Annotated in this window: 22 protein-coding genes; 12 read left to right on the top strand and 10 right to left on the bottom strand. The window is 72.2% G+C overall.

What is annotated here, in order from left to right; genetic code table 11:
- Positions 1-49: 49 nt before the first annotated feature.
- From ABD091_RS07520 to ABD091_RS07510, 3 genes are all read right to left on the bottom strand, one after another.
- A complete protein-coding gene (locus ABD091_RS07520) occupies positions 50-217 on the bottom strand; it encodes a hypothetical protein (RefSeq protein WP_343916974.1) in 168 nt (55 codons plus the stop codon).
- 78 nt (positions 218-295) lie between these two features.
- Positions 296-1,120: a DUF4097 family beta strand repeat-containing protein gene (locus tag ABD091_RS07515; protein ID WP_343916972.1), complete on the bottom strand. Its 825-nt coding sequence runs from the start codon at positions 1,118-1,120 to the stop codon at positions 296-298.
- 95 nt (positions 1,121-1,215) lie between these two features.
- Positions 1,216-1,749 carry a toxin-antitoxin system HicB family antitoxin gene (locus ABD091_RS07510; RefSeq protein ID WP_343916970.1) on the bottom strand — a complete coding sequence of 178 codons (534 nt, stop codon included), beginning with the start codon at positions 1,747-1,749 and terminating at the stop codon, positions 1,216-1,218.
- 191 nt (positions 1,750-1,940) lie between these two features.
- Between ABD091_RS07510 and ABD091_RS07505 the strand changes: the two genes are divergently transcribed.
- Both ABD091_RS07505 and ABD091_RS07500 read left to right on the top strand, forming a co-directional pair.
- Entirely contained in the window at positions 1,941-3,665 is a 1,725-nt protein-coding gene (locus tag ABD091_RS07505) for a sodium:solute symporter family protein (RefSeq protein WP_343920910.1), read from the top strand.
- Between the two features lie 10 nt (positions 3,666-3,675).
- Complete coding sequence (locus ABD091_RS07500) at positions 3,676-3,912, top strand: hypothetical protein (protein ID WP_343916968.1); 237 nt, start codon at positions 3,676-3,678, stop codon at positions 3,910-3,912.
- Positions 3,913-3,942: 30 nt separating this feature from the next.
- On the opposite strand, the gene ABD091_RS07495 is transcribed toward ABD091_RS07500, so the two are convergent.
- Together ABD091_RS07495 and ABD091_RS07490 are read right to left on the bottom strand one after the other, a co-directional pair.
- Entirely contained in the window at positions 3,943-5,070 is a 1,128-nt protein-coding gene (locus ABD091_RS07495; RefSeq protein WP_343916966.1) for a glycerate kinase, read from the bottom strand.
- Positions 5,067-6,110 (bottom strand): LacI family DNA-binding transcriptional regulator, encoded by a 1,044-nt coding sequence (locus ABD091_RS07490; protein WP_343916964.1) that lies wholly within the window; start codon positions 6,108-6,110, stop codon positions 5,067-5,069. Before ABD091_RS07490 ends, ABD091_RS07495 begins: the two co-directional genes overlap by 4 nt.
- A gap of 128 nt (positions 6,111-6,238) precedes the next feature.
- Here ABD091_RS07490 and ABD091_RS07485 point away from each other — a divergent pair, with 128 nt between their 5' ends.
- The 9 genes from ABD091_RS07485 to ABD091_RS07445 all read left to right on the top strand — a co-directional run bounded on the left by ABD091_RS07485 (position 6,239) and on the right by ABD091_RS07445 (position 15,967).
- Positions 6,239-7,474, top strand: a complete 1,236-nt coding sequence (locus ABD091_RS07485; RefSeq protein ID WP_343916962.1) for an amino acid ABC transporter substrate-binding protein — start codon at positions 6,239-6,241, stop codon at positions 7,472-7,474.
- A 43-nt stretch (positions 7,475-7,517) separates the two neighbouring features.
- Entirely contained in the window at positions 7,518-8,396 is an 879-nt protein-coding gene (locus tag ABD091_RS07480) for a branched-chain amino acid ABC transporter permease (RefSeq protein WP_343916960.1), read from the top strand.
- 4 nt (positions 8,397-8,400) lie between these two features.
- Positions 8,401-9,519, top strand: a complete 1,119-nt coding sequence (locus ABD091_RS07475; protein ID WP_343916958.1) for a branched-chain amino acid ABC transporter permease — start codon at positions 8,401-8,403, stop codon at positions 9,517-9,519.
- On the top strand, positions 9,516-10,292 hold the full coding sequence (locus tag ABD091_RS07470; protein WP_343916956.1) for an ABC transporter ATP-binding protein: 777 nt from the start codon (positions 9,516-9,518) through the stop codon (positions 10,290-10,292). The genes ABD091_RS07475 and ABD091_RS07470 overlap by 4 nt, the downstream gene beginning before the upstream one ends.
- Positions 10,282-11,028, top strand: a complete 747-nt coding sequence (locus ABD091_RS07465) for an ABC transporter ATP-binding protein (RefSeq protein ID WP_343916954.1) — start codon at positions 10,282-10,284, stop codon at positions 11,026-11,028. Before ABD091_RS07470 ends, ABD091_RS07465 begins: the two co-directional genes overlap by 11 nt.
- 34 nt (positions 11,029-11,062) lie before the next feature.
- A complete protein-coding gene (locus ABD091_RS07460; protein WP_343916952.1) occupies positions 11,063-12,199 on the top strand; it encodes a Gfo/Idh/MocA family protein in 1,137 nt (378 codons plus the stop codon).
- Positions 12,196-13,380: a dihydrodipicolinate synthase family protein gene (locus tag ABD091_RS07455; RefSeq protein ID WP_343916950.1), complete on the top strand. Its 1,185-nt coding sequence runs from the start codon at positions 12,196-12,198 to the stop codon at positions 13,378-13,380. Before ABD091_RS07460 ends, ABD091_RS07455 begins: the two co-directional genes overlap by 4 nt.
- Positions 13,377-14,276: a sugar phosphate isomerase/epimerase family protein gene (locus ABD091_RS07450; RefSeq protein WP_343916948.1), complete on the top strand. Its 900-nt coding sequence runs from the start codon at positions 13,377-13,379 to the stop codon at positions 14,274-14,276. Before ABD091_RS07455 ends, ABD091_RS07450 begins: the two co-directional genes overlap by 4 nt.
- A 77-nt stretch (positions 14,277-14,353) precedes the next feature.
- Positions 14,354-15,967: an FAD-binding oxidoreductase gene (locus ABD091_RS07445; RefSeq protein ID WP_343916946.1), complete on the top strand. Its 1,614-nt coding sequence runs from the start codon at positions 14,354-14,356 to the stop codon at positions 15,965-15,967.
- Here the strand turns inward: ABD091_RS07445 and ABD091_RS07440 are convergent.
- The 3 genes from ABD091_RS07440 to ABD091_RS07430 all read right to left on the bottom strand — a co-directional run bounded on the left by ABD091_RS07440 (position 15,949) and on the right by ABD091_RS07430 (position 20,709).
- Complete coding sequence (locus ABD091_RS07440; protein ID WP_343916944.1) at positions 15,949-16,764, bottom strand: endonuclease/exonuclease/phosphatase family protein; 816 nt, start codon at positions 16,762-16,764, stop codon at positions 15,949-15,951. The genes ABD091_RS07445 and ABD091_RS07440 overlap by 19 nt on opposite strands.
- On the bottom strand, positions 16,761-17,339 hold the full coding sequence (locus ABD091_RS07435; RefSeq protein WP_343916942.1) for a GrpB family protein: 579 nt from the start codon (positions 17,337-17,339) through the stop codon (positions 16,761-16,763). The genes ABD091_RS07440 and ABD091_RS07435 overlap by 4 nt, the downstream gene beginning before the upstream one ends.
- Positions 17,340-17,454: 115 nt before the next feature.
- Positions 17,455-20,709, bottom strand: coding sequence for a (Fe-S)-binding protein (locus ABD091_RS07430; RefSeq protein WP_343916940.1), 3,255 nt, complete (start codon positions 20,707-20,709; stop codon positions 17,455-17,457).
- 156 nt (positions 20,710-20,865) lie between these two features.
- Here ABD091_RS07430 and ABD091_RS07425 point away from each other — a divergent pair, with 156 nt between their 5' ends.
- Positions 20,866-22,032 carry an ADP-ribosyltransferase family protein gene (locus tag ABD091_RS07425; RefSeq protein WP_343916938.1) on the top strand — a complete coding sequence of 389 codons (1,167 nt, stop codon included), beginning with the start codon at positions 20,866-20,868 and terminating at the stop codon, positions 22,030-22,032.
- A 116-nt stretch (positions 22,033-22,148) separates the two neighbouring features.
- Here ABD091_RS07425 and ABD091_RS07420 read toward each other — a convergent pair whose 3' ends face one another.
- Both ABD091_RS07420 and ABD091_RS07415 read right to left on the bottom strand, forming a co-directional pair.
- The gene (locus tag ABD091_RS07420; protein WP_343916936.1) at positions 22,149-24,626 is read right to left on the bottom strand and encodes an amidohydrolase family protein; all 2,478 of its coding nucleotides are present in this window, start codon (positions 24,624-24,626) and stop codon (positions 22,149-22,151) included.
- Between the two features lie 82 nt (positions 24,627-24,708).
- The gene (locus ABD091_RS07415; RefSeq protein ID WP_343916934.1) at positions 24,709-25,482 is read right to left on the bottom strand and encodes an IclR family transcriptional regulator; all 774 of its coding nucleotides are present in this window, start codon (positions 25,480-25,482) and stop codon (positions 24,709-24,711) included.
- Positions 25,483-25,515: the final 33 nt, after the last annotated feature.

Below are 25,515 nucleotides of genomic sequence, written 5' to 3'. Positions count from 1 at the left end.
ACAACCCCTCCTGACCCCCCAACGAGCGGGGTCAGGAGGGGCTACGGGGTCACTGCTCCAGGCGGTCGGCGAACCGGCGCAGGCTGGTCGCGAGCTGGTGGCGCCGGGTGGTGCGGACGCCGGTCTCGCGGTCGGCCCGGTGGGCCCGGTCGACCTCGTGGGTGGCCAGGTCGAACCGGCGGGTCATCTCGCCGGCCTCGGTCAGGTGGCTGCTCATGTCGCCCTCCTCTCGGTTGAGTCGTGGGTGTGTGACAGGTGAGTCGCGGGTGTGTGACGGCTGAGTCGCGGACGGGGGTCAGCGGGGGAGCAGGACGACGTCGCCGCTGACGGTGGTGGCGCGCAGCTCGACGTGGTCGGCGCCCTCCTCGGGCTGGCCGACGCCCTGGACCTCGTTGTGGATCCGGCCGGAGATGGTCGAGACGTCGGTCCAGATGGGGGTGCCGGACGGCACCCCGACGCGCACCGAGCCGGAGGCACCCTTGGCCGTGACCTTGCCGCGGCGCGCGCTGTCGATCTGGAGGTCGCCGCTGCCGGTCTGGAGGGTCACGTCGCCCTCGGAGTCGCCCAGGTGGACGTCGCCGGACCCGGTCTTGATGACGGTCTTGCCGCGGCTGAGCGCGATCTCGACGTCACCGGAGCCCGTGGACACGGCGGTGGAGGCGCCGGACGTGCGGAGGCTGACGTCACCCGAGCCGCACTTGATCGCCGCGGCGGCGCGTGTCTCCTCGATCTCGACGTCGCCGGACCCGGTCTCGACGGTGACGGGACCCCGTACGGCGTCGAGCCTCACGTCGCCCGAGCCGGACTTCACGACCACGACGCCGACCTCGCCGACGACGCCGGTGTCGGCGCTGCCGGTGCGGGACGTGAGGTCGCTGCCGGTGGGGACGAGCGCGGTGACGTGGAGGCTGGTGTCGTCGTGGAAGAAGCCGTTGCGCCGGCGCGGTGCGACGACCCGGAGGTCGCGACCGTCGAGGGTCACCTCGACCTCGTCGGCGTGGCGGCCGGTGACCTCGACGCGGCTCTCGGTCGTGTCGGTCGCGGTGACGTCGACCTGGCCGGAGCCGATCTCGACGAAGAGGGCGACGGGCTCGTGGGTCTCGAAGCGGTGGTCGGTCATGGGTGTCTCCAGGGTGTGCTCGGCCACGGGGCCGGCCCGGTGCCGGTCCCTGGTGGGTGGATGTGGTGGTGGGGGGGTGTCGTGCCGGGGCCGGCTCAGAGCCAGCCGTTCATGCGGCGCTCGCCCTTGCCCTTCCCGAAGGGGAACCCCTCGCCGAAGGGGAGGCTGGTCAGGTCGATGTCGACGTTGACGGCGGCGTCGGAGGTCGCGCCCCGGATCACCTTGACCAGCCAGGTGTTGAGGCTGTCGCCGGCCCGGGCGGCCTTCTCCTCGGCCCGGGTCTTGACCGACTCCGGGATCCGGAGGGTGATCCGCGAGAGCCCGCCCTCGTCGGCCTCCTCGGCCGTCGGCGGGGTCGGCGGCACCGGGGGTGCGGGGGCGCTCGGCGCGGGCAGGTGGACGACGAAGTCGAGCTCGCGGCCCGCGAGTCGTACGTCGACACCGCCCGCGGGCAGCTCGGCGGTGATCTCGGCGGCGGCCTGGGAGATCGCCTCCATCAGCGCCAGCCGGGCGGCCGGGTCGAGCGCCAGCAGCAGCCGCTCGGCGGCGCGCTGGGTGTCCTCGCCGCCGGCCTCGGCGGCGGCGACGAGGTCGCGGCGGAGGCCGTCGACGTACGGGGTGATGTCCATGTGCACCACGATGACATCAGTGTGATGTCATGTCAACACCTTCATGATGTCATCTCGACCGCAGGTGGCGACAACCTGGCGTCACGTGGCGTCACCCGGGTGGGGGAGCGACAGGCGGGACGCACGAGGTCTACGGTGATCGGGTTTGCGCACGTTCTCGGAAGGGGGAGCGCATGCACGCCCAGCTCACGGTGATGGCCGGCACCCTGATCGACGCCCATCTCGTCGACTACGCCATCCTCGCGCTCTACTTCGGCTTCGTGCTGAGCATCGGGCTGCTGGCCCGGCGCCACGTGTCGAACTCCGTCGACTTCTTCCTCTCCGGGCGCTCGCTGCCGGCGTGGGTGACCGGCCTGGCCTTCATCTCCGCCAACCTCGGCGCGGTCGAGATCATGGGCATGTCGGCCTCGGGCGCGGAGTTCGGGCTGCCGACGGTCCACTACTTCTGGGTCGGGGCGATCCCGGCCATGCTCTTCCTCGGCGTCGTGATGATGCCCTTCTACTACGGCTCGAAGGTCCGGTCGGTGCCGGAGTTCATGCTCCGCCGGTTCGGGCCGGGCGCCCACCTGGTCAACGCGATCTCGTTCGCGCTCGCCCAGCTGCTGATCGCGGGCGTCAACCTCTACCTGCTCGGCACCATCGTGCGCGCCCTGCTCGGCTGGCCGCTCTCGGTCGCGCTCCTCGTCGCCGCCGCGGTCGTGCTGTCCTACATCACCCTCGGTGGCCTCTCGGCCGCCATCTACAACGAGGTGCTGCAGTTCTTCGTGATCGTCGCGGCGCTGCTGCCGCTGACGCTCATCGGCCTCCACCGCGTCGGCTGGTGGGGCGGCCTCACCGACAAGATCACCCAGGCGGCGGCCGAGGGCGCCGGTCCGCCGGCCGAGCAGCAGCTCGAGTCGTGGCCCGGCCAGGCGCTCTCGGGGATCGACAACCCGGTGCTCTCGGTCATCGGCATCGTCTTCGGCCTCGGCTTCGTGCTCTCGTTCGGCTACTGGACGACCAACTTCGTCGAGGTCCAGCGGGCGATGGCGACGAACTCGATCAGCGCCGCGCGGCGTACGCCGATCATCGGGGCCTTCCCGAAGATGTTCATCCCCTTCATCACGATCGTGCCCGGCATGATCGCCGCCGTCCTCGTCACGGAGATCGCCGACCTCAAGGGGGGCGGCAAACCCGAGGGCGTCGCCACCGGAGCCGCGGTCACCTACAACGACTCGCTCCTCTACCTGATGCGCGACCTGCTGCCCAACGGCCTGCTCGGCCTGGCGATCACCGGACTGCTGGCCGCCTTCATGGCCGGCATGGCGGCCAACATCTCGGCCTTCAACACGGTCTTCAGCTTCGACCTGTGGCAGGGCTACGTCGTGAAGGACCGCGAGGACGACTACTACCTGAAGATCGGCCGGATCGCGACGGTCGTGGCGACGCTGGTGGCGATCGGGACCGCGACGTTCGCGGCGTCGTTCTCCAACATCATGAGCTATCTCCAGACGCTGTTCGGGTTCTTCAACGCCCCGCTCTTCGCGACCTTCATCCTCGGAATGTTCTGGAAGCGGATGACGCCGACGGCCGGCTGGGTCGGGCTCGTGGCCGGCACCCTGTCCGCGGTGCTGGTGGCCTTCCTCAGCGAGGACGCCTTCGGCTCGTTCAGCGTCGGCCTGATCCCGGTGGGCGGCCAGGGCGCGGCCTTCCTCGCCGCCTCGACCGCGTTCGTCGTCGACATCGCGCTCAGCCTCGTCGTCTCGATGGTCACCAGACCGAAGCCGGTCGATCAGCTGCGCGGCCTCGTCTACTCCGAGACCCCGGTCGACGAGCGCACCGACCCCGAGGAGGCGTCCGCACCCTGGTACCGGCGTACGGTGCCCCTGGCCGGCGTCGCGCTGGTCATGGTCATCGTCCTGAACGTGGCGTTCTGAGGAGGCAGTGATGGCTGAGAAGAAGACCGCAGGCGCGTTCGACGTCCGCTCGATCATCGGCATGCTGCTCAGCGCCTACGGCGTGATCCTCACGCTGATGGGGCTCCTCGGTGACGCCGAGACCGACAAGACCGGCGGCATCAACGCCAACCTCTGGGCCGGCCTCGCGCTGCTCGTCGTCGGTGTCGGCTTCCTCGCGTGGGCGCGGATCAAGCCGATCGTCGTGCCCGACGACCCCGAGGGCTGAGCCGAGGGCCGGCCCCGTCCCGGGTCTCCCTCAGGCCAGGTGGTCGCGGGCGATGCTCGCGCCCGTCCGCTCGAGCAGCGGCAGCGGCTCGGCGATGCAGCGCTCCACGTCGGGCTCGACGTCGAGCAGCGCGTAGGCGGCCTCGATGCCCGCGCCACGCAGGGCCTCCGCCGTGAGGGCGCAGCGCCCGCAGACCGCGACGGTCCGTACGCCGGCCGTGGCTGCGCGCCGGGAGACGCCCACGGGCGCCTTGCCGTGCAGGCTCTGGTCGTCGAGCGAGCCCTCCCCGGTGACCACCAGGGCGGCGCCGTCGAGGTGGTCGTCGAACCCGACCAGGTCGAGGACCAGGTCGATGCCGGGACGCAGCTCGGCGTCGAGGAGCGCGATGGCGGCGAAGCCCACCCCGCCGGCGGCTCCGGCCCCCGGTGCCGCACGGTGGTCGTGCCCCGTCTCGCCGCCGACCACGTCGGCCCAGTGGACCAGCCCGCCGTCGAGCTGCCTGACGGCGGCGGTCCCGGCGCCCTTCTGGGGGCCGAAGACGGCCGCGGCGCCGCGCGCGCCGACCAGCGGGTTGTCGACGTCGCAGGCGACGGTGAAGCGGGTCGCGGCCAGCGCGGGGTGGCGTCGGGAGGTGTCGATCCCGGTGATGCTCGCCAGCTTGCCGCCCGTGACGACCTCGTCACCGCGGGCGTCGAGCGCGCGGAGCCCCAGGGCGGCGAGGAACCCGGTCCCGCCGTCGGTGCTCGCGCTGCCGCCGATGCCGAGGACGATCTCGCGGCACCCGGCGTCGAGGGCAGCCCGGACCACGTCGCCCAGCCCGCGGGACGAGGACCCCTCGGCGTCGAGGCGCCGCTCGGGGAGTCGCTCGAGCCCGCAGGCGTCCGCCATCTCGACGACCGCGGTGGTGCCGCGCCGCGCATAGCCGGTCGTGACCTGCCCGCCGGTCGGACCGGTCGCCGTCACGTCGACCCGGTCCCATCCGCCTGCGAGGGCCGCCGCGAGCGTGCCGTCACCACCGTCGGCGACGGGGAGCAGCGTCACGTCGACGTCCGGACGGACCCGGCCGACGCCGCGCGCGAGCGCGGCCGAGACCTCGGCCGCGGTGGCCGAGCCCTTGAACTTGTCGGGGGCCACGAGGACCCGGGGCGCGCCGCTCATGCGGACGGCGCCGCGGTGGAGTCGCGGACCACCAGCTCGTGACCGACGCGGCGGCGGCGCGGCCGGTCCGTCGGGTCCGACAACGCCAGCTGGAGCACCTTCTCGCCCATCTCCACCATGGGCAGCCGGACCGTGGTCAGGGAGGGGGAGAGGTCCCCCGCGACCGCGACGTCGTCGAAGCCGGAGACCGAGATCCGACCGGGGACGGCGATGCCCTGCGACCGGAGCATCGAGAGTGCGCCGATGGCCATGTCGTCGTTGAGTGCGAGCACCGCGGTCACCCCGGGGTGGGAGGCGAGCGTCTCGAGGACGGCCGCCTTGCCGCCGGCCCGGGTGAACTCGGCCTCGACCACCGGCACGCTGTCGGGGTCGAGGCCGGCCCCGGCGAGCCCGTCGGCGACGCCCCGGAGCCGGTCGGCCACGGTGGTCAGCGCGCGCGATCCGGAGATGACGGCGATCCGCCGGTGTCCCAGGGACAGCAGGTGCTCGGTGACCGCACGACCGCCGGCGACGTTGTCGGGGAGCACCGCGTCGACGCCGAGGTGGTGGCGCCCGATGACCGCGACCCGGCCGCCGTTCTGGCGGTAGGCCTGGAGCTCGGCGCGCGCGGTGGACTGGACGGCCGCGTCGACGAAACCCGACCCGGCGACGACGATCGCGCCGACACGGTTGGCGATCAGCATCCGGATCTGCTCGAGCTCGCGCTCGGGGTCGCGGCCCGAGTGGCAGATCTGCACGGTCAGCCCGGCGGGTGCGGCCACGCGCAGCACGCCGCTCGCGATCTCGGAGAAGTAGGGGTCGCCGATCTCGTGGACCACCAGACCCACCGACGCGGAGGTCCCGGCGGCGAGGCTCCGGGCGTGGAGGTTCGCGACGTAGCCCAGCTCGCGGGCGGTGGCGCGGACGCGGTCGGCGACCGCCTCGCTCACCCCGCTGGTCCCGCTCAGCGAGCGCGACGCGGTGGCCAGGGAGACCCCTGCCGCCTCGGCGACGTCCTGCAACCGCAGGGTCCTCGTCCGCTCGATCTTCTCACGGGCCATCGGCACCTCCTCCGCTCCTCGTCGCGACACTCTCGCACCCTGTGACCCTTGCCACAGACGGGTGGCCGCGCCTACAGTACCGCGAAAGCGCTTACGAAAGCGCTTTCGTCAGATCTTCGAGGAGCGCCATGAAGTCACGCACCACCACTCCCGTCCGGATCGTCGCGCTCGCCGCGGCGTCCTGCCTCACCCTCACCGGCTGCCTGAGCAGCGGGAGCGGCAGCGAGGCGGAGGGCGGCGACGACGACACGATCACCATCGGCATCTCCCTCCCGCTCACCGGTGACTTCTCCGAGCCGGGGAAGGGGGTCCAGCGCGGCTACGAGGCGTGGGCCGACTGGACCAACGAGAACGGCGGGCTGCTCGGCAAGGACGTCGAGCTGATCGTCCTCGACGACCAGTCCAACGCCGACCGCGTCGCCTCCGACTACGAGAAGCTGATCAACCAGGACGGCGTCGACCTCGTCTTCGGGCCCTTCTCGACGCGCCTCGTGGTGCCGGCCGCCCAGGTGGCCCAGGACTACGGGTTCCTCTTCGTGGAGCCGGCCGGTGCGGCCGAGGAGGTCTTCACCCAGGGCTTCGACAACCTCTTCTACGCCGCCCCCGCGGTCGCGAACGACCACTACGACTACCTCGCCGACCACCTCGAGGAGATGCCGGCGGCCGAGCGGCCGAAGACGGCCGCCTTCGCCTCGATGGACGACCCCTTCGCGATGGGGACCGCCTACGGCCTGCGCGACCGCCTCGACGAGATGGGCGTGGACGTCGTGGTGGACGAGGTCTACCCGCCCAACACGACCGACTTCGGCTCGATCGCGGCGAAGATCGCCGACAGCGACGCCGACCTCGTCGTGGGCGGCACGCAGTACCAGGACGCGGTGAACCTGATCGTCGCGCTGCAGCAGCTCGACTACCAGCCGCGGATGGCGGCGTTCTCCACCGCGCCCACCAATCCGGAGTTTCCCGAGGCGATCGGCGACAAGACCGAGGGGATCATCTCCCCGACGGGCTACACGCCGGAGGCGTCCTACGACTCGAACAAGGAGTTCGTCGACTACTACACCGAGAAGAACGGCAACCCGCCGGCCGAGGACGAGGCCAACGCGTGGACGACCGGCCAGGTCGTCGCTGCCGCGGTGGAGGCCGTGGGCTGTGCCGACGCCGATCCCGACTGCCAGCAGCAGCTCATCGACTGGCTCCGGGAGAACGAGGTGGACACGGTCGTCGGGCCGCTCAGCTGGGACGCGGAGGGCCGGCCGCAGGGCGCCCACCTGATCCAGCAGTACGTCGACGGCGCGATCCGCATCGTGCTGCCCGAGGAGGCCAAGGAGGCCGACCTCGTGCTCGACAAGCCCGACTGGTGAGCCGCGACCCGTCCACCTCCGACCCCACGGAAGGCACCACCTGATGGCACTGCTCCTGCAGAGCATCGTGCTCGGCGTCCTGCTGGGAGGGCTCTACGCCCTCCTGGCAGCCGGGCTCACGCTCTACTTCGGCGTGATGCGCGTGGTCATGATCGCCCACTCGGCGTTCCTGATCCTCGCCGCCTACCTCGCCTGGTTCTTCACCAGCACGACCGGCATCGACCCGCTGGTGTCGCTGGTGGCGACGGTCCCGCTGTTCTTCGTGCTGGGCGTGGCGATGCAGCGGCTGCTCATCTCCCGGCTGCGGCCGGCCACGCTGACGATGATGTCGGTCCTGCTGACCTTCTCGGTGGCGCTGACGATCGAGGGCCTGCTGGGCTTCGTGTTCACCGGCACCCAGCGACGGATCCGGCTGCCCTACGGCGGCGACAGCTTCGAGCTGTTCGGAGCGAACGTGGCCGTGGTGAAGCTGATCGCCTTCGGCCTCGCGGCGGTCTCCCTGCTCGGCCTCTACCTGCTGCTGAAGATGACGCAGTTCGGCCAGGCGCTGCGGGCGACGATCCAGCACCCGGAGGCGGCGCGGCTGGTCGGCATCAACACCGACCGGGTGGCGGGCTACGGCTTCGGCCTGGGCCTGGCGACGGCCGCGATCGGGGGTACGGCGCTGGCGCTCGACTCGACGATCTACCCGTCGCTGCACTGGCACTGGATCGGGCCCCTCATGGCGATCATCGTGGTGGGCGGGCTCGGGAGCATCCCCGGCGCGGCGATCGCCGCGATGGTGCTCGGGATGGGGCAGAGCCTGCTCCAGATCCCGCTGGGCACCACCTGGGCCCAGACCTTCTTCTACGTCGCGTTGTTCGCCACCTTGATGGTGCGGCCGCAGGGATTCTTCGGAGGTCGTCTTGCCCAGCGCTTCTGACACCGTGACCGCCCGCCCGGGGCGCGGCTCGACCGCGCTGAAGGCGGTGGGGCTGCTGCTCCTGGTCGCCGCCGTGGTCTCGTTCCCGTCCCTCGCCGCCGACCCCTTCATCCTCTCGGTCGGCGTGGTCATCATGAGCTACGCCGTGCTGGCCACCTCCTGGAACTTCGTGGGTGGCTTCACCGGCTACATCTCGCTGGGGCATGCCGCCTACTCCGGGCTCGGCGCCTATGCCACCGGGCTGCTGGTCATCCACACCGGCACCAACCCCTGGCTGGCCATGCTGCTCGCGGGCGTGGTGGTCGCCCTGATCGCGATCCCGATCGGCATCGCGAGCCTGCGGGTCCGCGGGGCGTCCTTCGTGATCGTCTCCATCGCGATGGTGCTGATCCTGCTCCTGGTCTTCCAGTCCTGGGGCTCGGTGACCGGCGGATCCAACGGGCTGCGCGTGCCACGGCCCTTCGACCCCTCGGTGCTGCGGCCCGAGCAGCACGAGCGGTTCTTCTACCTCCACGCCGCGCTGCTCGCCGTCGCGCTCCTCGCCTGGTGGGCGATCGACCGGTCGCGCTTCGGGATGGGGCTCAAGGCGATCCGGGAGGACGAGGACAAGGCCCAGTCGCTGGGCGTGCCGACCTTCTCCTACAAGCTCGTGGCCTTCGTGGTCTCCGCGTTCTTCACCGCCCTGGGCGGGGGCCTCTACGCGCTGTGGTTCGGCTTCCTCGACCCGATCTTCCAGTTCTCGATCCTGGTCGGCTCCTACATGGTCCTGATGAGCCTGCTCGGCGGCATCCGCAGCCTCTTCGGCCCGCTGCTGGGGGCGGTGATCGTCGGCTATGCGGTGGAGTACTTCAAGAGCCAGTACGGCGACACCCAGTTCCACCTCGTCGCCATGGGCCTGCTGCTCGGCGCGGTGGTGCTCTTCATGCCGGACGGGATCATCCCCGCCCTCACCCAGCTCGTCCGCCGGTTCCGGCCCCAGGCGGCCTCGATCCGCGAGGTCAGCCAGGCCGACCTCGCCGAGCAGCGCCGCGCCGCGGCCGACGGGTCGGAGGGCTCCACCGCCGACCCCGGTGCTGCCGCGGCGGGCGCCGGCGACCGCGAGACCGAAGGAGTCAAGCGATGACCGCCACCAGCCCGGCCCCCGAGGCCGCGCCGTCCGCCGTCGAGGTGAGCCTCGCGACCGAGGGGCTGGCCAAGTCCTTCGGCGGGGTCAAGGCCGTCGACGGGGCGTCGGTGACCTTCCAGCACGGCAAGGTCAACGCCCTGATCGGGCCGAACGGGTCCGGCAAGACCACGTTCTTCAACTGCGTGACGGGCATGATCCAGCCCGACGCTGGGACGGTGAGCTATCGCGGCCGCGACCTGACCGGGAAGGCGCCCCACCGCGTCGCCCGGGCGGGCATCGGCCGGAGCTTCCAGCTCTGCCGGGTCTTCCCGCGGATGACCGTGCTGGAGAACCTGCTCGTCGCCGTACGTCCCGGTGGCCTCGGCAGGTCGATGCGGAGTGCCCGCGACCGCGAGGACATCGCCCGTGCCCGCGAGCTGCTGTCCCGCGTCGGCATCGACCACCTCGAGCAGGCGGAGGCACGGGACCTGTCCTACGGCCAGCAGAAGCTGCTCGAGCTCGCCGGTGTCCTGATGGCCGATCCCGAGACGATCATGCTCGACGAGCCCGCCGGTGGCGTGAACCCGGCGCTGATCGACCGGATCGCCGGCCTGGTGCGCTCGCTCAACGCCGAGGGCAAGACCTTCATCGTCGTCGAGCACAACATGGACCTCGTCATGAGCCTGTCCGACCACGTCGTCGTCTTCGACCGGGGCCGGCAGATCTGCGAGGGCACCCCCACGGTCGTGCAGAACGACCCCCGAGTCCTGGAGGCCTACCTTGGCGTCTGAATTCCTGCTCGAGCTCGACGACATCGAGGCGGGCTACGGCCGCGCGGCGCTCGTGCTCCGCGGCCTGACCGTGAAGGTGCCGCCGGCCACCATCGTGTGCCTCGTCGGACCCAACGGAGCCGGCAAGTCCACCGTCCTCAAGGTGGCCAGCGGGATGCTGACACCGCGCTCCGGCACGATCCGGGTCGCCGGCGCCGACGTCACCCGCAACACCCCCCAGCAGATGCTGGGCGCCGGTCTCTCCCACGTGCTCCAGGGCCACAGCGTCTTCAAGGAGATGACGGTCGAGGAGAACGTCCGGCTCGGGGCCTTCTCGGTGAAGGACAAGGCGGAGTTGTCGGACCGCATCGACTTCGTGAAGTCGCTCTTCCCCGTCGTCGCCGAGCGGTGGGGCGCCCTGGCCGGCGCGCTGTCCGGTGGCCAGCAGAAGCAGGTGGAGTTCGCCCGCTCGCTCATGGTGAGCCCGCAGGTCGTCCTCCTCGACGAGCCGTCGATGGGCCTGGACCCCAAGGCGACCGGGACCGTGTTCGAGCAGGTCGTGCGGATGCGCGACGCCGGTACGGCGGTCCTGCTCGTCGAGCAGAACGCCCGCCGTGCCCTCGAGACGGCCGACCTCGGCTGCGTGCTCGACCTCGGCCGGGTCCACATCTCCGGCCCCGCGGACGAGCTGCTCCGCGACCCCCAGCTCGCCGAGCTCTACCTCGGCGGGCGACCGCAGCCCACCTCGACCAGCTGACCGTTCCCGTACGAGAGACCTGAGGACCACGACCATGGCAGACACGACCTACCGGATCCTGATGAACGGCGTCACGGGCCGCATGGGCTACCGCCAGCACCTGCTCCGCTCGATCCTCGCGATCCGCGAGGACGGCGGCGTGCCCCTCGGCGACGGCAGCCGCCTCCAGGTCGAGCCGGTCCTCGTCGGACGCAACGCCGACAAGCTGGCCCGGATGGCCGCCGAGCACGACATCGCCGACTGGACCACCGACCTCGACTCCGCGCTCGCCGACGACCCGGCGCCGATCTACTTCGACGCCCAGGTCACCAGCGAGCGGAAGAAGGCGATCCTCAAGGCGATCGCCGCCGGCAAGCACGTCTACACCGAGAAGCCGATCGCCGAGTCCGTGGCCGAGGGCGAGGAGCTGGTCGCCGCCGCGAAGCGCGCCGGGGTGATCGACGGGGTGGTGCACGACAAGCTCTACCTCCCCGGCCTGATGAAGCTGAAGCGGCTCGTCGACGGCGGCTTCTTCGGTCGGATCCTGTCCGTGCGCGGCGAGTTCGGCTACTGGGTCTTCGAGGGCGACTACCTCCCGGCGCAGCGACCCAGCTGGAACTACCGCGCCGAGGACGGCGGCGGCATGGTCCTCGACATGTTCTGCCACTGGAACTACGTGCTGGAGAACCTCTTCGGCCGGGTCGAGGCGGTCACCGCCAAGGCAGTGACCCACGTCCCCGAGCGGTGGGACGAGCAGGGGACCCGCTACCGCGCGACCGCCGACGACGCCGCCTACGCGATCTTCGAGCTCGAGCGCGACGTGATCGCCCAGGTGAACTCCTCGTGGGCGGTGCGCGTGGAGCGCAAGGAGCTCGTCGAGTTCCAGGTAGACGGGACCCACGGCTCGGCCGTGGCGGGACTGTTCGGCTGCCGGATCCAGACCCGCGAGGCCACGCCCAAGCCGGTCTGGAACCCCGACCTCCCGACGACCGAGGACTTCCGCGGCCAGTGGCAGGAGGTGCCGGACAACCAGGAGTTCGGCAACGGCTTCCGGGCCCAGTGGGAGCAGTACCTCCTCGACGTCCACCACGGGCGTCCCCACCCCTACGACTTCGCCGCGGGCGTACGGGGCCTGCGCCTCGTCGACGCCGGCCTCGCCTCGTCCGCCGAGGGCCGCAGGGTCGAGCTGTGACGGCGATCGACGCCACCACCACGCTCGGGACGCTCACCGTCCCGAGGGCCGACGGTGGACTCGAGATGGTCCGGCTGCGCGAGCCACGGGTCTGGGAGGAGCACCCGGGGGCCTTCCACTCACGGGTGGCGTTCGCCGCGGCCCACGTGGTCGCCGACCCGCTGGGCGAGAACGTCCCGGGAGCACCCGCCGTCGTCGACTGGGACTCCACCCTCGCCTTCCGTCGCCACCTGTTCCGCCACGGCTTCGGGGTCGCCGAGGCGATGGACACGGCCCAACGCAACATGGGCCTCGACTGGCCCGCCGTCCAGGAGCTGGTCCGCCGCAGCGCCGCCGAGGCGCGCGCCCACGGCGCCCGGATCGCGTCCGGCGCCGGCACCGACCACGTCGCGACCGCGCGCGGGGTCGACGAGGTCCGCGACGCCTACGCCGAGCAGGTCGAGTTCGTCGAGGGCACGGGGTCCCAGGTGATCCTCATGGCCTCGCGACAGCTCGCGGCGGTGGCGTCGTCGGCCGACGACTACCTCGACGTCTACGGCGACCTGCTGGACCAGGTCTCCTCGCCGGTGATCCTGCACTGGCTGGGTGAGGCGTTCGACCCCCACCTCGCCGGCTACTGGGGCTCCACCGACGTCGCCACCGCGACCGAGACCTTCCTGTCCCTGGTGCGGTCCCACGCCGACCGGGTCGACGGGGTGAAGGTCTCGCTGCTCGACGCCGACCACGAGCGGCAGGTGCGGGCCGCCCTGCCGCCGGGGGTGCGCCTCTACACCGGCGACGACTTCCACTACCCCGAGCTGATCCGCGGCGACGGCGAGCGCCACTCCGACGCGCTCCTCGGCGCCTTCGCCGCTGTGGCGCCGGCAGCCTCCGCCGCGCTCGCGGCGCTCGACCGGGGCGACCTGGCGACCTACGACGAGGAGATGGCGCCGACGCTGTCGCTGTCGCGCCACGTGTTCGAGGCGCCCACCTACCACTACAAGACGGGTATCGCCTTCCTCTCGTGGCTGTGCGGCCACCAGCCGGGCTTCACGATGGTCGGCGGGCTCCAGTCGGCGCGCAGCGTCGTCCACCTCGGGAGGCTGCTGGCGCTCGCCAACGACGCCCGGCTGCTGCCCGACCCCGAGCTCGCCGCGCGCCGGTGGCGGCTGTGGCTCACGGCCGCCGGGGTGGAGACGTGAGCGTGGCGACCCACGTCGACGTGCCCTCGGGATCTCCGGCGCGGGTCGACACCCCGGCGCCGGGGGACCCGCGGCTGGAGCGGCTCTCGCTCAACCAGAAGACGACCGACCGCTGGAGCCTCGCCGAGGCGGTCGCCGGCTGCGCCGAGGCCGGGATCCCGGCCCTCGGGGTGTGGCGCGAACCGGTCGCCGACGTGGGTACGACGACGGCCGCCCGGATGGTCGCCGACGCCGGCCTCCGCGTCTCCTCGGTGTGCCGTGGCGGGTTCTTCACCGTCGCGGACGCCGCGGGCCGCCGGGCCGCCCTCGACGAGAACCGGCGCGCGCTCGACGAGGCCGCCGTGCTCGGAGCGCCCTGCCTGGTGCTGGTGCCGGGAGGGCTGCCCGGTGACCGTGACCTCCGCGGCGCCCGTGCCCGTGCCGCCGAGGCCGTCGAGGCCCTGGTGCCCCACGCGCTCGAGGTCGGCGTACGCCTGGCGATCGAGCCGATGCACCCGATCTTCGCGGCCGACCGGGGCGTGGTGTCGACCCTGGGCCAGGCCCTCGACATGGCCGAGCCCCTCCCGGCCGACGCGGTCGGGGTCGTCGTCGACACCTTCCACGTCTGGTGGGAGCCGGGCGTCGAGGAGCAGATCCTCCGCGCCGCGGACCGGATCGCGTCCTACCAGGTGTGCGAGTGGATCACGCCGCTCCCGGCCGACACGCTCCTCAGCCGCGGGATGATGGGCGACGGGCACATCGACTTCGCCCACCTCACCTCCCTCGTCTCCGCCGCCGGCTACGCCGGCGACGTCGAGGTCGAGATCTTCAACGCCGACGTCTGGGCGGCCGACGGGCGCGACGTCGTCGCGACCCTCGCCCGGCGCTACGTCGAGCTCGTGGAGCCCCATCTGTAGGTGACGCCCAGGGATCGCCGCGGGCTGAGCCCGAGAACCCATGCGGCCGACGGGTCCGGACCTCCACCATGAGGACCATGACGGAAGCAGCCGACGACGCACGCGTGACCGGGCTGCGGCGTCACCCGGTGAGGACCGCCGTGGCCGCCCTGCTCCTGGTGCTGGTGCTGGTCGCGGGGCTCCACGCCGAGCAGTACACGGGTGCTCCCGAGGTCGGCCAGGAGTGCGCGGCGAAGGAGCAGCTCGCCCCGGCGCCCGAGCAGCGCGAGCCCCGGGTGTCGGAGGCCTACCCGCGGTGGCTGACCCAGGTCCGCGGCACCGTCAACGACGCCTCCTGCCTGGGGGCGACCCCGGTCTACGGCGTCGCCCGCCCGCAGGACCTCGACGACGTACGCCGGGCCCTCGCCTTCGCGCGGCGCCACGACCTGGTCGTGGTCGCCTCCGGGACGCGGCACGCCATGGGCGGGCAGAACGTCGCCCCGGGCGCACTGGTCCTGGACATGCGCGGGCTCACGGCCGTCGCCGTGGACGCCGGGCGCCGGACCGCGACCGTGGGGGCCGGTGCCCTGTGGCGCGACGTGCTGGAGGGAGCGCACGCCGAGCGGCTGGCCGTCTCGGCGATGCCGAGCATCGACTCGCTCAGCGTCGGCGGGACGCTGTCGGTCAACGCCCACGGAGCCGACTTCCGCGCCGGCAGCCTGGCCTCCTCCGTCCGCTCGCTCACGGTCGTCACCGCAGACGGGGAAGTGCACCGGGTCTCCCGCACCGAGGAGCCCGACCTGTTCCGGGCGGCGATCGGGGGCTACGGGCTGGTCGGGGTGATCGTCGAGGCCGAGCTCGACCTCGTCCCGAACCGGATGTACGACCTGCGCCAGACCACGGTCGCCACCGCCGACCTCGCCGACCACCTCCGCGAGCAGGTCTTCACCGACCCGACCGCCCGCCTCACCTACGCCCACCTGTCCACGTCGCCGGGCTCGCTGCTCGAGGAGGCGGTCGTCTACACCCATCGCGAGGTGGCCGGCTACCCCGTCTCCGACATCCCGGCGCTCCGGGCCGAGCAGGACTCCCGGTGGGGGCGGCTGGTGCTGAACCTCGCGCGCCACGGCGGCGTGGCCCAGCGGGCGAAGTGGGCGCTGCAGCGGGACCTGCTGCCGCGGGTGCGGCAGTGCCACGAGTCGCGCAACGAGGCCCTACGAGCGGGCGAGGCGTGCCTGGTCTCGCGGACCCAGGCGATGTACAACGACCTCGGCCTGCTCCGCAACAACATGACGTCCTACACCGACGTGCTCCAGGAGTACTTCCTCGAGCCCGACCAGCTGGCGCCGTTCCTCGCCGCGGCGCGGACCAGCCTCGAGCGTCACGACGCCGAGCTCCTCAACGCCTCCGTCCGCGTGGTGCACGACAGCGACGTCGTCCTCGACTACGCGCGGGGCGACCGGCTGTCCGTGGTTCTCTACCTCAGCCAGGACGTGAGCGCGGCCGGGAACGCCGACATGGAGTCGCTGTGCCGCGAGCTGGTCGCCGCGTCCCTGGAGCGGGGCGGCACCTTCTACCTCCCCTACCAGCAGCACTACACCCGGGCCCAGGTCGCGCAGGCCTACCCGATGCTCGACCGCTTCTTCGCCCTCAAGCGGCGCTACGACCCCGAGGGACGCTTCCGCAACAGCTTCTACGACCGCTTCGCCTGAGGGAGCTCGAGCAGCGCCTGCACGGGCAGGTGGTCGCTGGGACGGTCGCCGTCGCGCTCGTAGGCGTTGGCGACGGCGTGGGTCGTGCGGACCCCCGGCGTGGTCAGGATCCAGTCGATCCGGTCGCCACCCGGGGTCGGTGGCTGCCAGTCGTGGAACGTGCCGAGGTCGGGGCCCCGCTCCTCTGCCTCCACCCAGGTGTCGACGAACGGGCCGCGGGTGACCAGCGCGTCGTACGCCGGGCTGGTCGGCGCGGCGGGCTCGTTGAAGTCGCCCGTGACCACCACCGGGAGCGCAGGGTCGAGGTCGTCGGACGTCCGCTGCCGGAGCAGGGCCGCACCGCGCTCGCGTGCGCGGGTGCCGAAGGCCTCGAGGTGGGTGTTGACGAGGTAGAGCTGCCCGCCCGTGCGCCGGTCCTCGAAGCGCACCCAGGTGACCATCCGTGGGCAGCTGCCGCCCCACGTCTCGGAGCCCGCGACCTCGGGGGTGTCGGAGAGCCAGTAGTGCCGGTGCTCGACGGCGCGCAGCCTCCGGGTGTCGAAGAAGACCTGCATCGCCTCGCCGGCGGTGCCCCCGTCGCGGCCCTGACCGATGTCGTCGTAGTGGCCGGGAAGGTCCGAGCGGACGTCGTCGAGCTGGTCGTGCAGCCCCTCCTGGGTGCCGAGCACGTGGGGCGCCTCGCGCCGCAGGAGGTCCGCGACGAGTGGGCGTCGCTCGGGCCAGCTGTGGGGTGGGGTGTCGCTGGCGAAGCGGAGGTTGAAGCTCATCACGTGGAGCTCGTCGCCCTCCGGCCTCACGCAGGCTCCTCGGGCGCCCCGGCGCTGCGGGCCCGGTCCTTGATCCCCGCGATCACGTCGGTCTTGGCGTCGGCGTAGGCGTTCATGTCCGACCAGTCCTGGTCGACCAGGTCGCGCTTGGTCTGCTCGTAGAGCTCCCGCTCGTCCGGGTGGGACCGCAGCCGGTCGCGGAAGAGCAGGTAGTCCTCCGCGGCCGGGGCGCCGACCTCCAGCACGTGCACGTGGACGTCGCGACCCGGCGTACGCACCAGGCGGTGGGCGGGCTCGCGGACGCGCAGGACGTAGCCGGCGGCCAGCAGCGGTGCGAGGTAGTCCTCCTCGGCGGTGATGTCCTCGACGGTGACGAGGACGTCGAGGATCGGCTTGGCCGCGAGCCCCGGGACGGAGGTCGACCCGATGTGCTCGACCTGGACGGCCGCCGGTCCGAGCGCGTCCCGGATCCGCCGCTCGTGCTCGGTGAACCTCCCTGCCCAGGCGGGGTCGTGGTCGACGAGGAAGAGGTCCCGCTTCTCGATCCCGCCGACGATCTCGACCGTGGTCACGTCCGGACGTCGAGGAGGTCGTGGTGTGGTCATCGTCGCGAGTGTTCCAGACCGGCCGGGGCCTCGGACGTCATACGGTCCGGTCGCCATGGCGACCGGACCGTATGACGTCCTGCGGCGTCACGCCGCTCGAGGTTGACCTCGACGGTCAGAGGTCGAAGAGCGACCCCTTCTCGTCGATGTCCACGTCGGTCTTCGGGGTGTGAGCGTCGCGCGAGGACGGGGCGGGCGCCGGGGCCTCCTCCTGCTCGGGCTCGTCATCGGCCTGCGGCTCGTCGGTGACGGCCTCGGGCTCGGGCTCCGGCTCGGGCTCCACGTCCGCGCTCGAGGGTTCGTCGGCCGACGCAGCGGTCGCGGCGGCGCTCACGGCCGCCGGGTCCGGCTTGCCGGTGTCCACGGGCGGGGCGGTCTCCTCCTGGGCGGCCTCGGCCTCGACGGGCTCCGGGGTCGGCTCCGTGGCAGCGGGCTGCTCGGCGGCGGGCTCCGGCGCGGCGATGTCGAACAGCGACCCGCCCGAGGGGATCTCCGAGGACGGCGCGGCGGCCGGCTCCTCGGGCTCGGCAGCCTTCTCGGGCTCGGGCTCGGGCTCGGGCTCCGGCTCGGCCGTCGGCTCGGGCTCGGCCGCCTTCGGCGCCTCCTCCTCGGCGGGTGCCTCGATGTCGAACAGCGACCCGCCCGAAGGGATGTCGGACGACGGCGCGGCGGCCGGCTTCTCCGGCTCGGGCTCGGACTTCGCCTCGGGCTCGGCTGCCTTCGGCGCCTCCTCCTCCTCGGCGGGGGCCTCGATGTCGAACAGCGAACCGCCGCCGGACGCAGCGGGCTTCTCTGCCGGCTCGGCCTTCTCCTCGGCCGGGGGCTCCTCGATGTCGAAGAGCGAACCCCCGGACGCGGCAGGCTTCTCCGGCTCGGGCGCGTTCTTCTCCTCCGCTGCCGGCTCGTCGCCCCCGAGGTCGAACAACGATCCGCCGGCCTCCGCCGGCACGGACGTCGACGTGGAGGCGGTGGCGGGCTCGTCCGGCTCGTCGCCGCCGAGGTCGAAGAGCGACCCGCCGCCCGAGGCCTTCGCGGCCGGGCCGGCGTCCGCCGTCTCGGTGATCGTGCCGGGGGTCTGCGTGTCGTCGCCGGCCGCAGGCTCGGCGGCCGTCTCCTCGGTCCGCTCGTCGTCGCGCGTCAGGGTGGCCGTGCCGCCGGCGGCGGACGCGGTCGCGCCTGCCGAGGACTTCTTCGTCCTCGTCGCGGGCTCGCCCTTCACCGACGCCAGCAGCATCTGGGCGACGTCGAGGACCTCGACCTCCTCGCGGGCGTCACCGGAGTCCTGCATCGCGGTGAGGCCGTCGGAGAGCATCACGCGGCAGAACGGGCAGCCGACGGCGATCTGGTCGGCGCCGGTGCCGACGGCCTCGGTGGTGCGGTTGAGGTTGATCCGCTCACCGATCGTCTCCTCCATCCACATGCGCGCGCCACCGGCGCCGCAGCAGAAGGACCGCTCGGAGTTGCGCTCCATCTCGACCAGCTCGGCGCCGGGCATGATCTGGAGCAGCTCGCGCGGCGGCTCGTAGACCTTGTTGTGGCGGCCGATGTAGCAGGGGTCGTGGTAGGTGATCGAGCGCTTCGCCGCGCCGGCGCCGTCCTTGACCGGGGTCAGCTTGCCCTCGCGCACGAGGCGGTTGAGGAGCTGGGTGTGGTGGACGACCTCGAGCTCGATGCCGAGGTCCTTGTATTCATTCTTGAGCGTGTTGAAGCAGTGGGCGCAGGTCGAGACGACCTTCTTGACCTTGTACTCCTTGAACGTCTCGATGTTCTGCTGGGCGAGGCCCTGGAAGACGAACTCGTTGCCGGCACGACGGGCGGAGTCGCCGGTGCAGGTCTCGCCCTTGCCGAGGACGCCGAAGGAGATGCCGGCGATGTTGAGCAGCTCGGCCACCGCGCGGGTCGTCTTCTTGGCGCGGTCCTCGTAGGCGCCGGCGCAGCCGACCCAGAACAGCCAGTCGACCGAGTCGAGCGACTCGAGGTCCTCGCCGACGACCGGCACCTCGAAGTCGAGCCCCTGCGCCCAGTCCATGCGCATGTTGGGCGAGAGGTTCCACGGGTTGCCCTTGGACTCCATGCCCTTGAAGAGCTGGTTGAGCTCGGCGGGGAAGTTGGCCTCGACGAGGACCTGGTAGCGGCGCATGTCGACGATGTGGTCGACGTGCTCGATGTCGACGGGGCACTGCTGGACGCAGGCGCCGCAGGTCACGCAGGACCACAGGACGTCGGGATCGATCACGCCGCCGGCGTCGGGCATCGACGGGTCACCCTCGGTCTCGCCGACGAGCGGGCGCTCGGCCTCCGCGACCGCCGTACCGCTCATGGACGCGCGCTTCTCGGGGTCGGCCAGCAGGTAGTCGCCGGCGCCGAACGCGTGGTCGCGCAGCATCATGATCAGCAGCTTCGGCGAGAGCGGCTTCTCGGTGTTCCAGGCCGGGCACTGCGACTGGCAACGACCGCACTCGGTGCAGGTCGCCAGGTCGAGCAGGCCCTTCCACGAGAAGTCCTCGACCGAGCCGACGCCGAGCGTGGTGTCCTCGTCCATGTCCTCGATGTCGTCGAGGGTGACCGGCTTGCCGCCCGAGGTCAGCGGCTTGACCGCGCCGAGGGCCACCCCCTCGTCCTCGCGCTTGAAGAGGACGTTGAGCGGCGCCAGGAAGATGTGGAGGTGCTTGGAGTGCACGACCTCGATGAGGAACACCAGCATGATGCCGATGTGGAGCAGCAGGCCCACGCCCTCCATGACCTCGAGGGTGTCGTGGTCGAGGCCGCTGAAGAGGGCGCCGACGGTCTGGGAGCCGTAGGCGCCCCAGCCGTAGGGCAGGTTGTCGAGCGCCGCGGCCGCGCCGCGGAAGAAGAACATCGTCCAGATGACGTTGAAGATCATGAAGAGGACGAGGTAGGCGCCACCGAGGTGGGAGCCCTTGAAGCGTGACTTCCGGCCGAGCTTGTCGGGGGAGTTCTTCAGACGGATCTGCCAGAAGAGGAACAGCCCGACGAGGCAGAGCAGCGCGATCGTGTCCTGGGCGAAGCCGAGGACGTCCCAGTGGCCGACCAGCGGGATCGCCCACTCGGGGTTGCGGCTGAACATGATGCCGAAGGCCTCGAGGTAGACCGTCCCGAGGATCACGAAGGCCCAGAAGACCATCGCGTGGGCGGCGCCGGGGATGCTCCACTTCAGCAGCCGCCGCTGGCCGAAGACCTCGACCAGCTGGTTGCGCAGCGCGGAGCCCAGGCGCCCGGTGACGCCCTCGATCCGGTCGGGAGCGGGCTGGCCGCTGCGGATCAGGCGGAAGAGGAACAGCACGCGCCGTCCCACGATCGGTAGCGCCACGGCCAGCATCAGCAGGCCGACGATCAGGACCCAGGTCACAGGTGTCTCCTCGAGGGGCACGGGTACGACGACGCCAGCGACCGAACGGGCACGGCGCGTGCGCCGAGACTACGGCGCCGCCCGCTCCCGGGTCAGCCGTCTGGAGGTGTGAGAAAGGCTACCCGGCAGTAACGTCGCCGTGGGAGGGTGCCTCCGATGTCACAGCAGATCCGCCCCACCGGTGACTACGCGACCACCCTCGACGGCGAGCTCTGGGACGTGGACGGGCCGGCCACGGTCGAGCCGCTCACCCTGCGCCGGCGCGACGGCAGCGGGGAGCGTCGCTCTGCCCGCTTCCACGAGATCGGTCCCGTCGAGCGGGTGACGACGTACGGCGAGTGGCGCGGGCGGCGGGTGCGCGTCGACGCGCTCACCGCCAGCCGCGCCGGCCTCTACACCTGGGACCGCCGGATGGCGGGGCCGCGGTGGACGGGTGACGACCGCGACGGGTGGTCGACGGAGGTCCCGCGCGACGAGGTGGCCGACCTCCGCGAGGTGGTCACCTGGGTGACCCGTGGCTGGCCGGTCGCCGACCCGCCCCCGGACGCGGTGTCGGGGCGCATCACCGACGGCGAGCGCGTGGTGCGACGCATCGTCACGGCGTCGTGGCAGGGCGAGCCGGTCTCGGTCGACGCCCGCCGCGACGACGGCACCGTGCTCGTCGGCTACCACCGCTCGGCGGCGCGCGCCGCCGAGCTCGGGATGGCCGGCGACCGCGACCAGGGCTGGCACCGTTGGGTCGCCGCGCAGGAGGTCCGGGACGTCCGGGTGCGCGACGAGGAGCTGTCGCCGCCGGAGCCGAGGCCGGAGCCGGCGCCCGGGACGGTCCGGACGGCGACCCGGGAGCAGGTGTCCACGCTGCTGGGGGCCCTGGAGAAGCTGCCGCCCCACCGGGGGGTGAGCTATCGCGGGATCCCCGCCGCGGCGCGCTTCGGCCACCACGAGGGGCAGGTGGTCGTCACGCAGCTGCTCACGGCGTCCTCGCGCGACGTGCGGGTGGCGACGGAGAACTTCACCTCAGCAGGGCTCTACGTCATCGTCGGTCGCACCGGCCGGGCCATCGAGCGCCTCTCGCAGCACCCCGAGGAGCGGGAGGTGGCGTTCCTGCCCGTGAGCACCTTCCTCGTCCTGCAGCGGGCGCGGATCGGCGACCTGCTCGTGGTCGTCGTCGAGCAGCTCAACCCGGAGCTCGGGATCCCCGACGACCCGCTCGCGACGCTGGAGGACCTCGGCCGCCTCGCTGCCGTGCGGGTCCGGGAGGGGCGGGAGCAGCCACCGGTGCGGGTCGGGTCGCCCGGCAAGTACTGCGGCGATATCGAGTAGCCGCCGGCACGCAGCCGTCCCGACACGACGACGATCAGTTCGCCGCCAGACGACCCCGGACCACGCTCGACAGGGGTGCTGACGCGCTGAACTGATCGTCGTCCTGTCTGAGGCGCTCAGCCGAGGCGGCGTACGGCGTCGACCCGACCCGACCTGGTGAGGTCGACGGCCATCCGGACCTCGCCGCGGCGCGCCGAGGCGCAGTAGGTGTAGGTGAGGTCGCGCCGCAGGAACGGCTGGCCGAGGGTCTGCATCACCGCGCGCGACGTCATGCCCGGGCGGACCAGGTCGGCCATCCGGCCGGCCCGCACCTGCAGGTCGGGGTTGCGGCAGGGGTCGGGGGCGATGCCCTGGGCGCGCTCCCACGTCTGGAGGTAGGCCTCCGCGCCGCGGGCCATGTCCTCGCGGATGGCGGCGCCGTCGTCGTTCCCGGCGTCGGCGACCTTCGTCAGGTCCTCGATCCAGTCGGGGTAGAGGCCGTACTGCGCGACGCCGTCGACGTTGATGTCGTAGACCCGCTCGCCGGCGCGCTGCCGGTCGATCGTCACGCCGCCGAGGCCCTCGAACGGGTAGGTCACCGGGTTGGGGACGTCGGCACCACGGGGGTCGCCCTGCGCACCGAGTCCGTTCATGTCGGCGCCGTAGCCGATGCCGAAGAAGTACTTCGGGTTGGCCCACTCGACGTGGCGGCGCCACTTCGCGACGAACCCGGTCGAGTCACCGGCGTACGGCGCCACGAACCCGCCGAGGTCGTAGATCCGCGGGTAGGCGTCGGGGGTCGACCACGAGTGGCTGGAGATCACGCCGGGGTAGGCGCGGTCCTCGGCCAGGTCGAGGAGCGAGTCGCGGGCCTCGACGCTCATGTGGTCGGGGTCGACGAGCATGCCCTCGTCGGCGAGGCGGTCGACGAGGTGAGCGCCGAGGTCGGTGAGGCCGCGACGGTTGCAGTGGTCGGGCGGGGGATAGAGCGGCAGCGCGTTGCCGGTCAGTCCGTAGACCTGGCCGATCGCGCCGAAAAGCGCGTCCTGCTGCTGCGGGTCGATCTCCGGGACGGCGTACTGGTTGCGGTCGTGGGCCTCCGGGTCCGCGGGGTCGCAGTGGCGCATGTCCCAGTAGGACCCGGTCTCGAGGAAGTTGGCGTTGTTGACGATCGCACCGGTGCTGCCCTCGTCGCCGGCCACGCCGGACAGCGCATTGTCGAACTTGTTGACCAGCTCCATCTGACGCACGCCGAGGGCGCGCACCTCGTCGAGCTGCTCGTCGATCGAGTTCTTCGTGCACGAGGCGGCCGGGACGTCCTCGCCGAGGACGGCCTTGAACGTGCAGCCGAACGGCACGCTGGTCTCGATCCCCATGACCACCGCCAGCTTGCCGTCGTTGATGACGCGCCGGGCCTCCCACGGGCTGGTGACGATGCGGTACCAGCCCTTGCCGGGGCCGCCCCACTGCGCGTCGACGTAGTCCTGGAGCTGGTACATCCGCTTGGCCTGCAGCCGGATCGAGTCCATGTCGTCGCAGGAGTTCTTCGACAGCGGGGTGCCGTCCTCCCCGAACGGGTAGAGCTGGCAGAGCTGGTTGTTCTCGACGAGCAGGTTGGTGAAGAGCCTCAGTCCGCCGCGCCACGAGCGCTCCATCCACTTGTAATAGGTGCCCTCGTGGGTCAGCGACTCCGGCGCCGGCCAGTCCGCGAACGTCGGCCAGCCGACCGGGTCGTGGGTGGGCTCCCCGGAGAGCGCGAGCTCGAGCGGGTTGGTGCGGGTGGCGCTGTGGTCGGGGCAGTCGACGAGCGCGTAGGGCGCGCCGAACCGGTCCCACGGCTTGCCGCAGTGGGCACCGCCGCCGAGGAACTCGAAGGCCATGCCATGGGTGTGGGCGTCGACGTAGCCGCGCACCTCCTGGAAGGCCGAGGTCCCGGCGAAGGGGTCCCCGGTGACGTCGACCTGCGACTCGGGGTAGCGCGCACACCCGCTCGACCTCGTCGGCAGGAACCGGCTGCGCCCCTCGAAGGAGAGCGGCTCGCCCTCCCGCAGGAAGCGGGTCCTCCCGTCCGTACGCCGGGCCGTCCAGACGGCAGCGCCGGACGGGTCGTCGGCCTTCCCGTCGGCGACCACGAACCGGCGGTCGGCGTCGTAGAGGAGATAGCTGCCCAGGGCGGTCGGCTTGAGGAAGAGCGGCTCGCCGCCCACGGTCAACGTGTAGCACCCGTTGGCCATGGCGTAGCGGGTCGCCGGGTGCAGCGCCCGCGGCATCGCGGCGGGCCGCGTCGTCAACCGCGGCGGGGCCTGTCCGCGTCCGGCCGCCACCGCGGCGGCGTTCGCGACCTTCTCCTGGGCGGACGTCGGGTCCTGGGCCCGCTCGGCGGTCTCGCCGGCGCGGGACACCGCGTTCTTGGTGTCGGGGTCGGCGTGGGAGTGCGGGCGCGCCTCCCGGGCCGCGTCCTCGGCCGCCTGCTCGGCGCGACGCGGTGAGGCCTCCGCCGCGGCACGGTCGTACGTCGCCAGCAGGTCGCCGGGCCGGTCGCCGGCGCCGAGGGACGTGACGGAGGCGGTCACCGCCCCGCCCACCAGGAGGGCAGCGGCGGTCACGGGCGCCATGAGGCGCAGCCAGGGGTGTCTGCTCGCAGGTCGGGTCGCAAGTCGGGTCACCGGGTCCTCCTCGGCGGTGGCGGTGACCCTCCTAACGAACCGGTGCGAGGGAGGTCACACGACCCCCGATGCGCTGGGTCAGCGCCCGCGCCGTCTGCTGCACGGCGTCGACGAGTGGCTGGACCCGCGCCTGGTGGTGCTCGTAGGTGATCGCGACCGCGCCGACCGGGTGGCCGGAGTGGTCGTGGACCGCGGCGGCGACGCTGGAGAAGCCCGGCGTCACCTCACCGTCCTCGACCGCGTGGCCCCGCTGCCGGGTCTCGGAGAGCAGGGCACGCAGCTCGCTGGGGGAGGCAGGTCCGCCCCCGTGACGGTCGGCGAACGCCGCCGCGTCGGGGTAGAGCACGCGGACCTGTGCCGGGGGGAGGGCGGCGAGGATCGCGCGCCCGCTGGCGGTGAGGTGGGCCGGGAGCCGGACCCCGACGTCGGTGACCAGGCTGGCCCGGCCCTGGGCCCGCTCCTCGACGACGTAGAGCACGTCGCGACCCTGCAGGACGACGAAGTGCGCGCTCTGGCGGGTCTGGTCGACGACCGTGGTGAGCACCCGGCGGGCCAGACGCTGCAGCGGTTCCTGGCGGGAGTAGCCACTCCCGACCTCGAACGCCGCGACGCCCAGCCCGAACCGGTGCTCGTCCTCGAGGTGGTCGACGAAGCCCTCTTCGACCATGGCCTGCAGCAGGTGGTAGGCCGTGCTGCGCGGCAGGTCGCACGCCCGCCGGATCCGGTCGAGCGGGACCGGCTCCGGCTGGCTGGCCAGGAAGGTGAGCACCCGGAGGCACCGGGTGGCTGCGGGGACCTGGCTCATGACGAGAGGCTAGGGCTTCGTCGACCGTGTGGC

The sequence above is a fragment of the Nocardioides aestuarii genome (assembly GCF_039527245.1).
Classification (GTDB): Bacteria; Actinomycetota; Actinomycetes; order Propionibacteriales; family Nocardioidaceae; genus Nocardioides; species Nocardioides aestuarii.
This window is presented reverse-complemented; position numbering and strand designations above follow the sequence as displayed.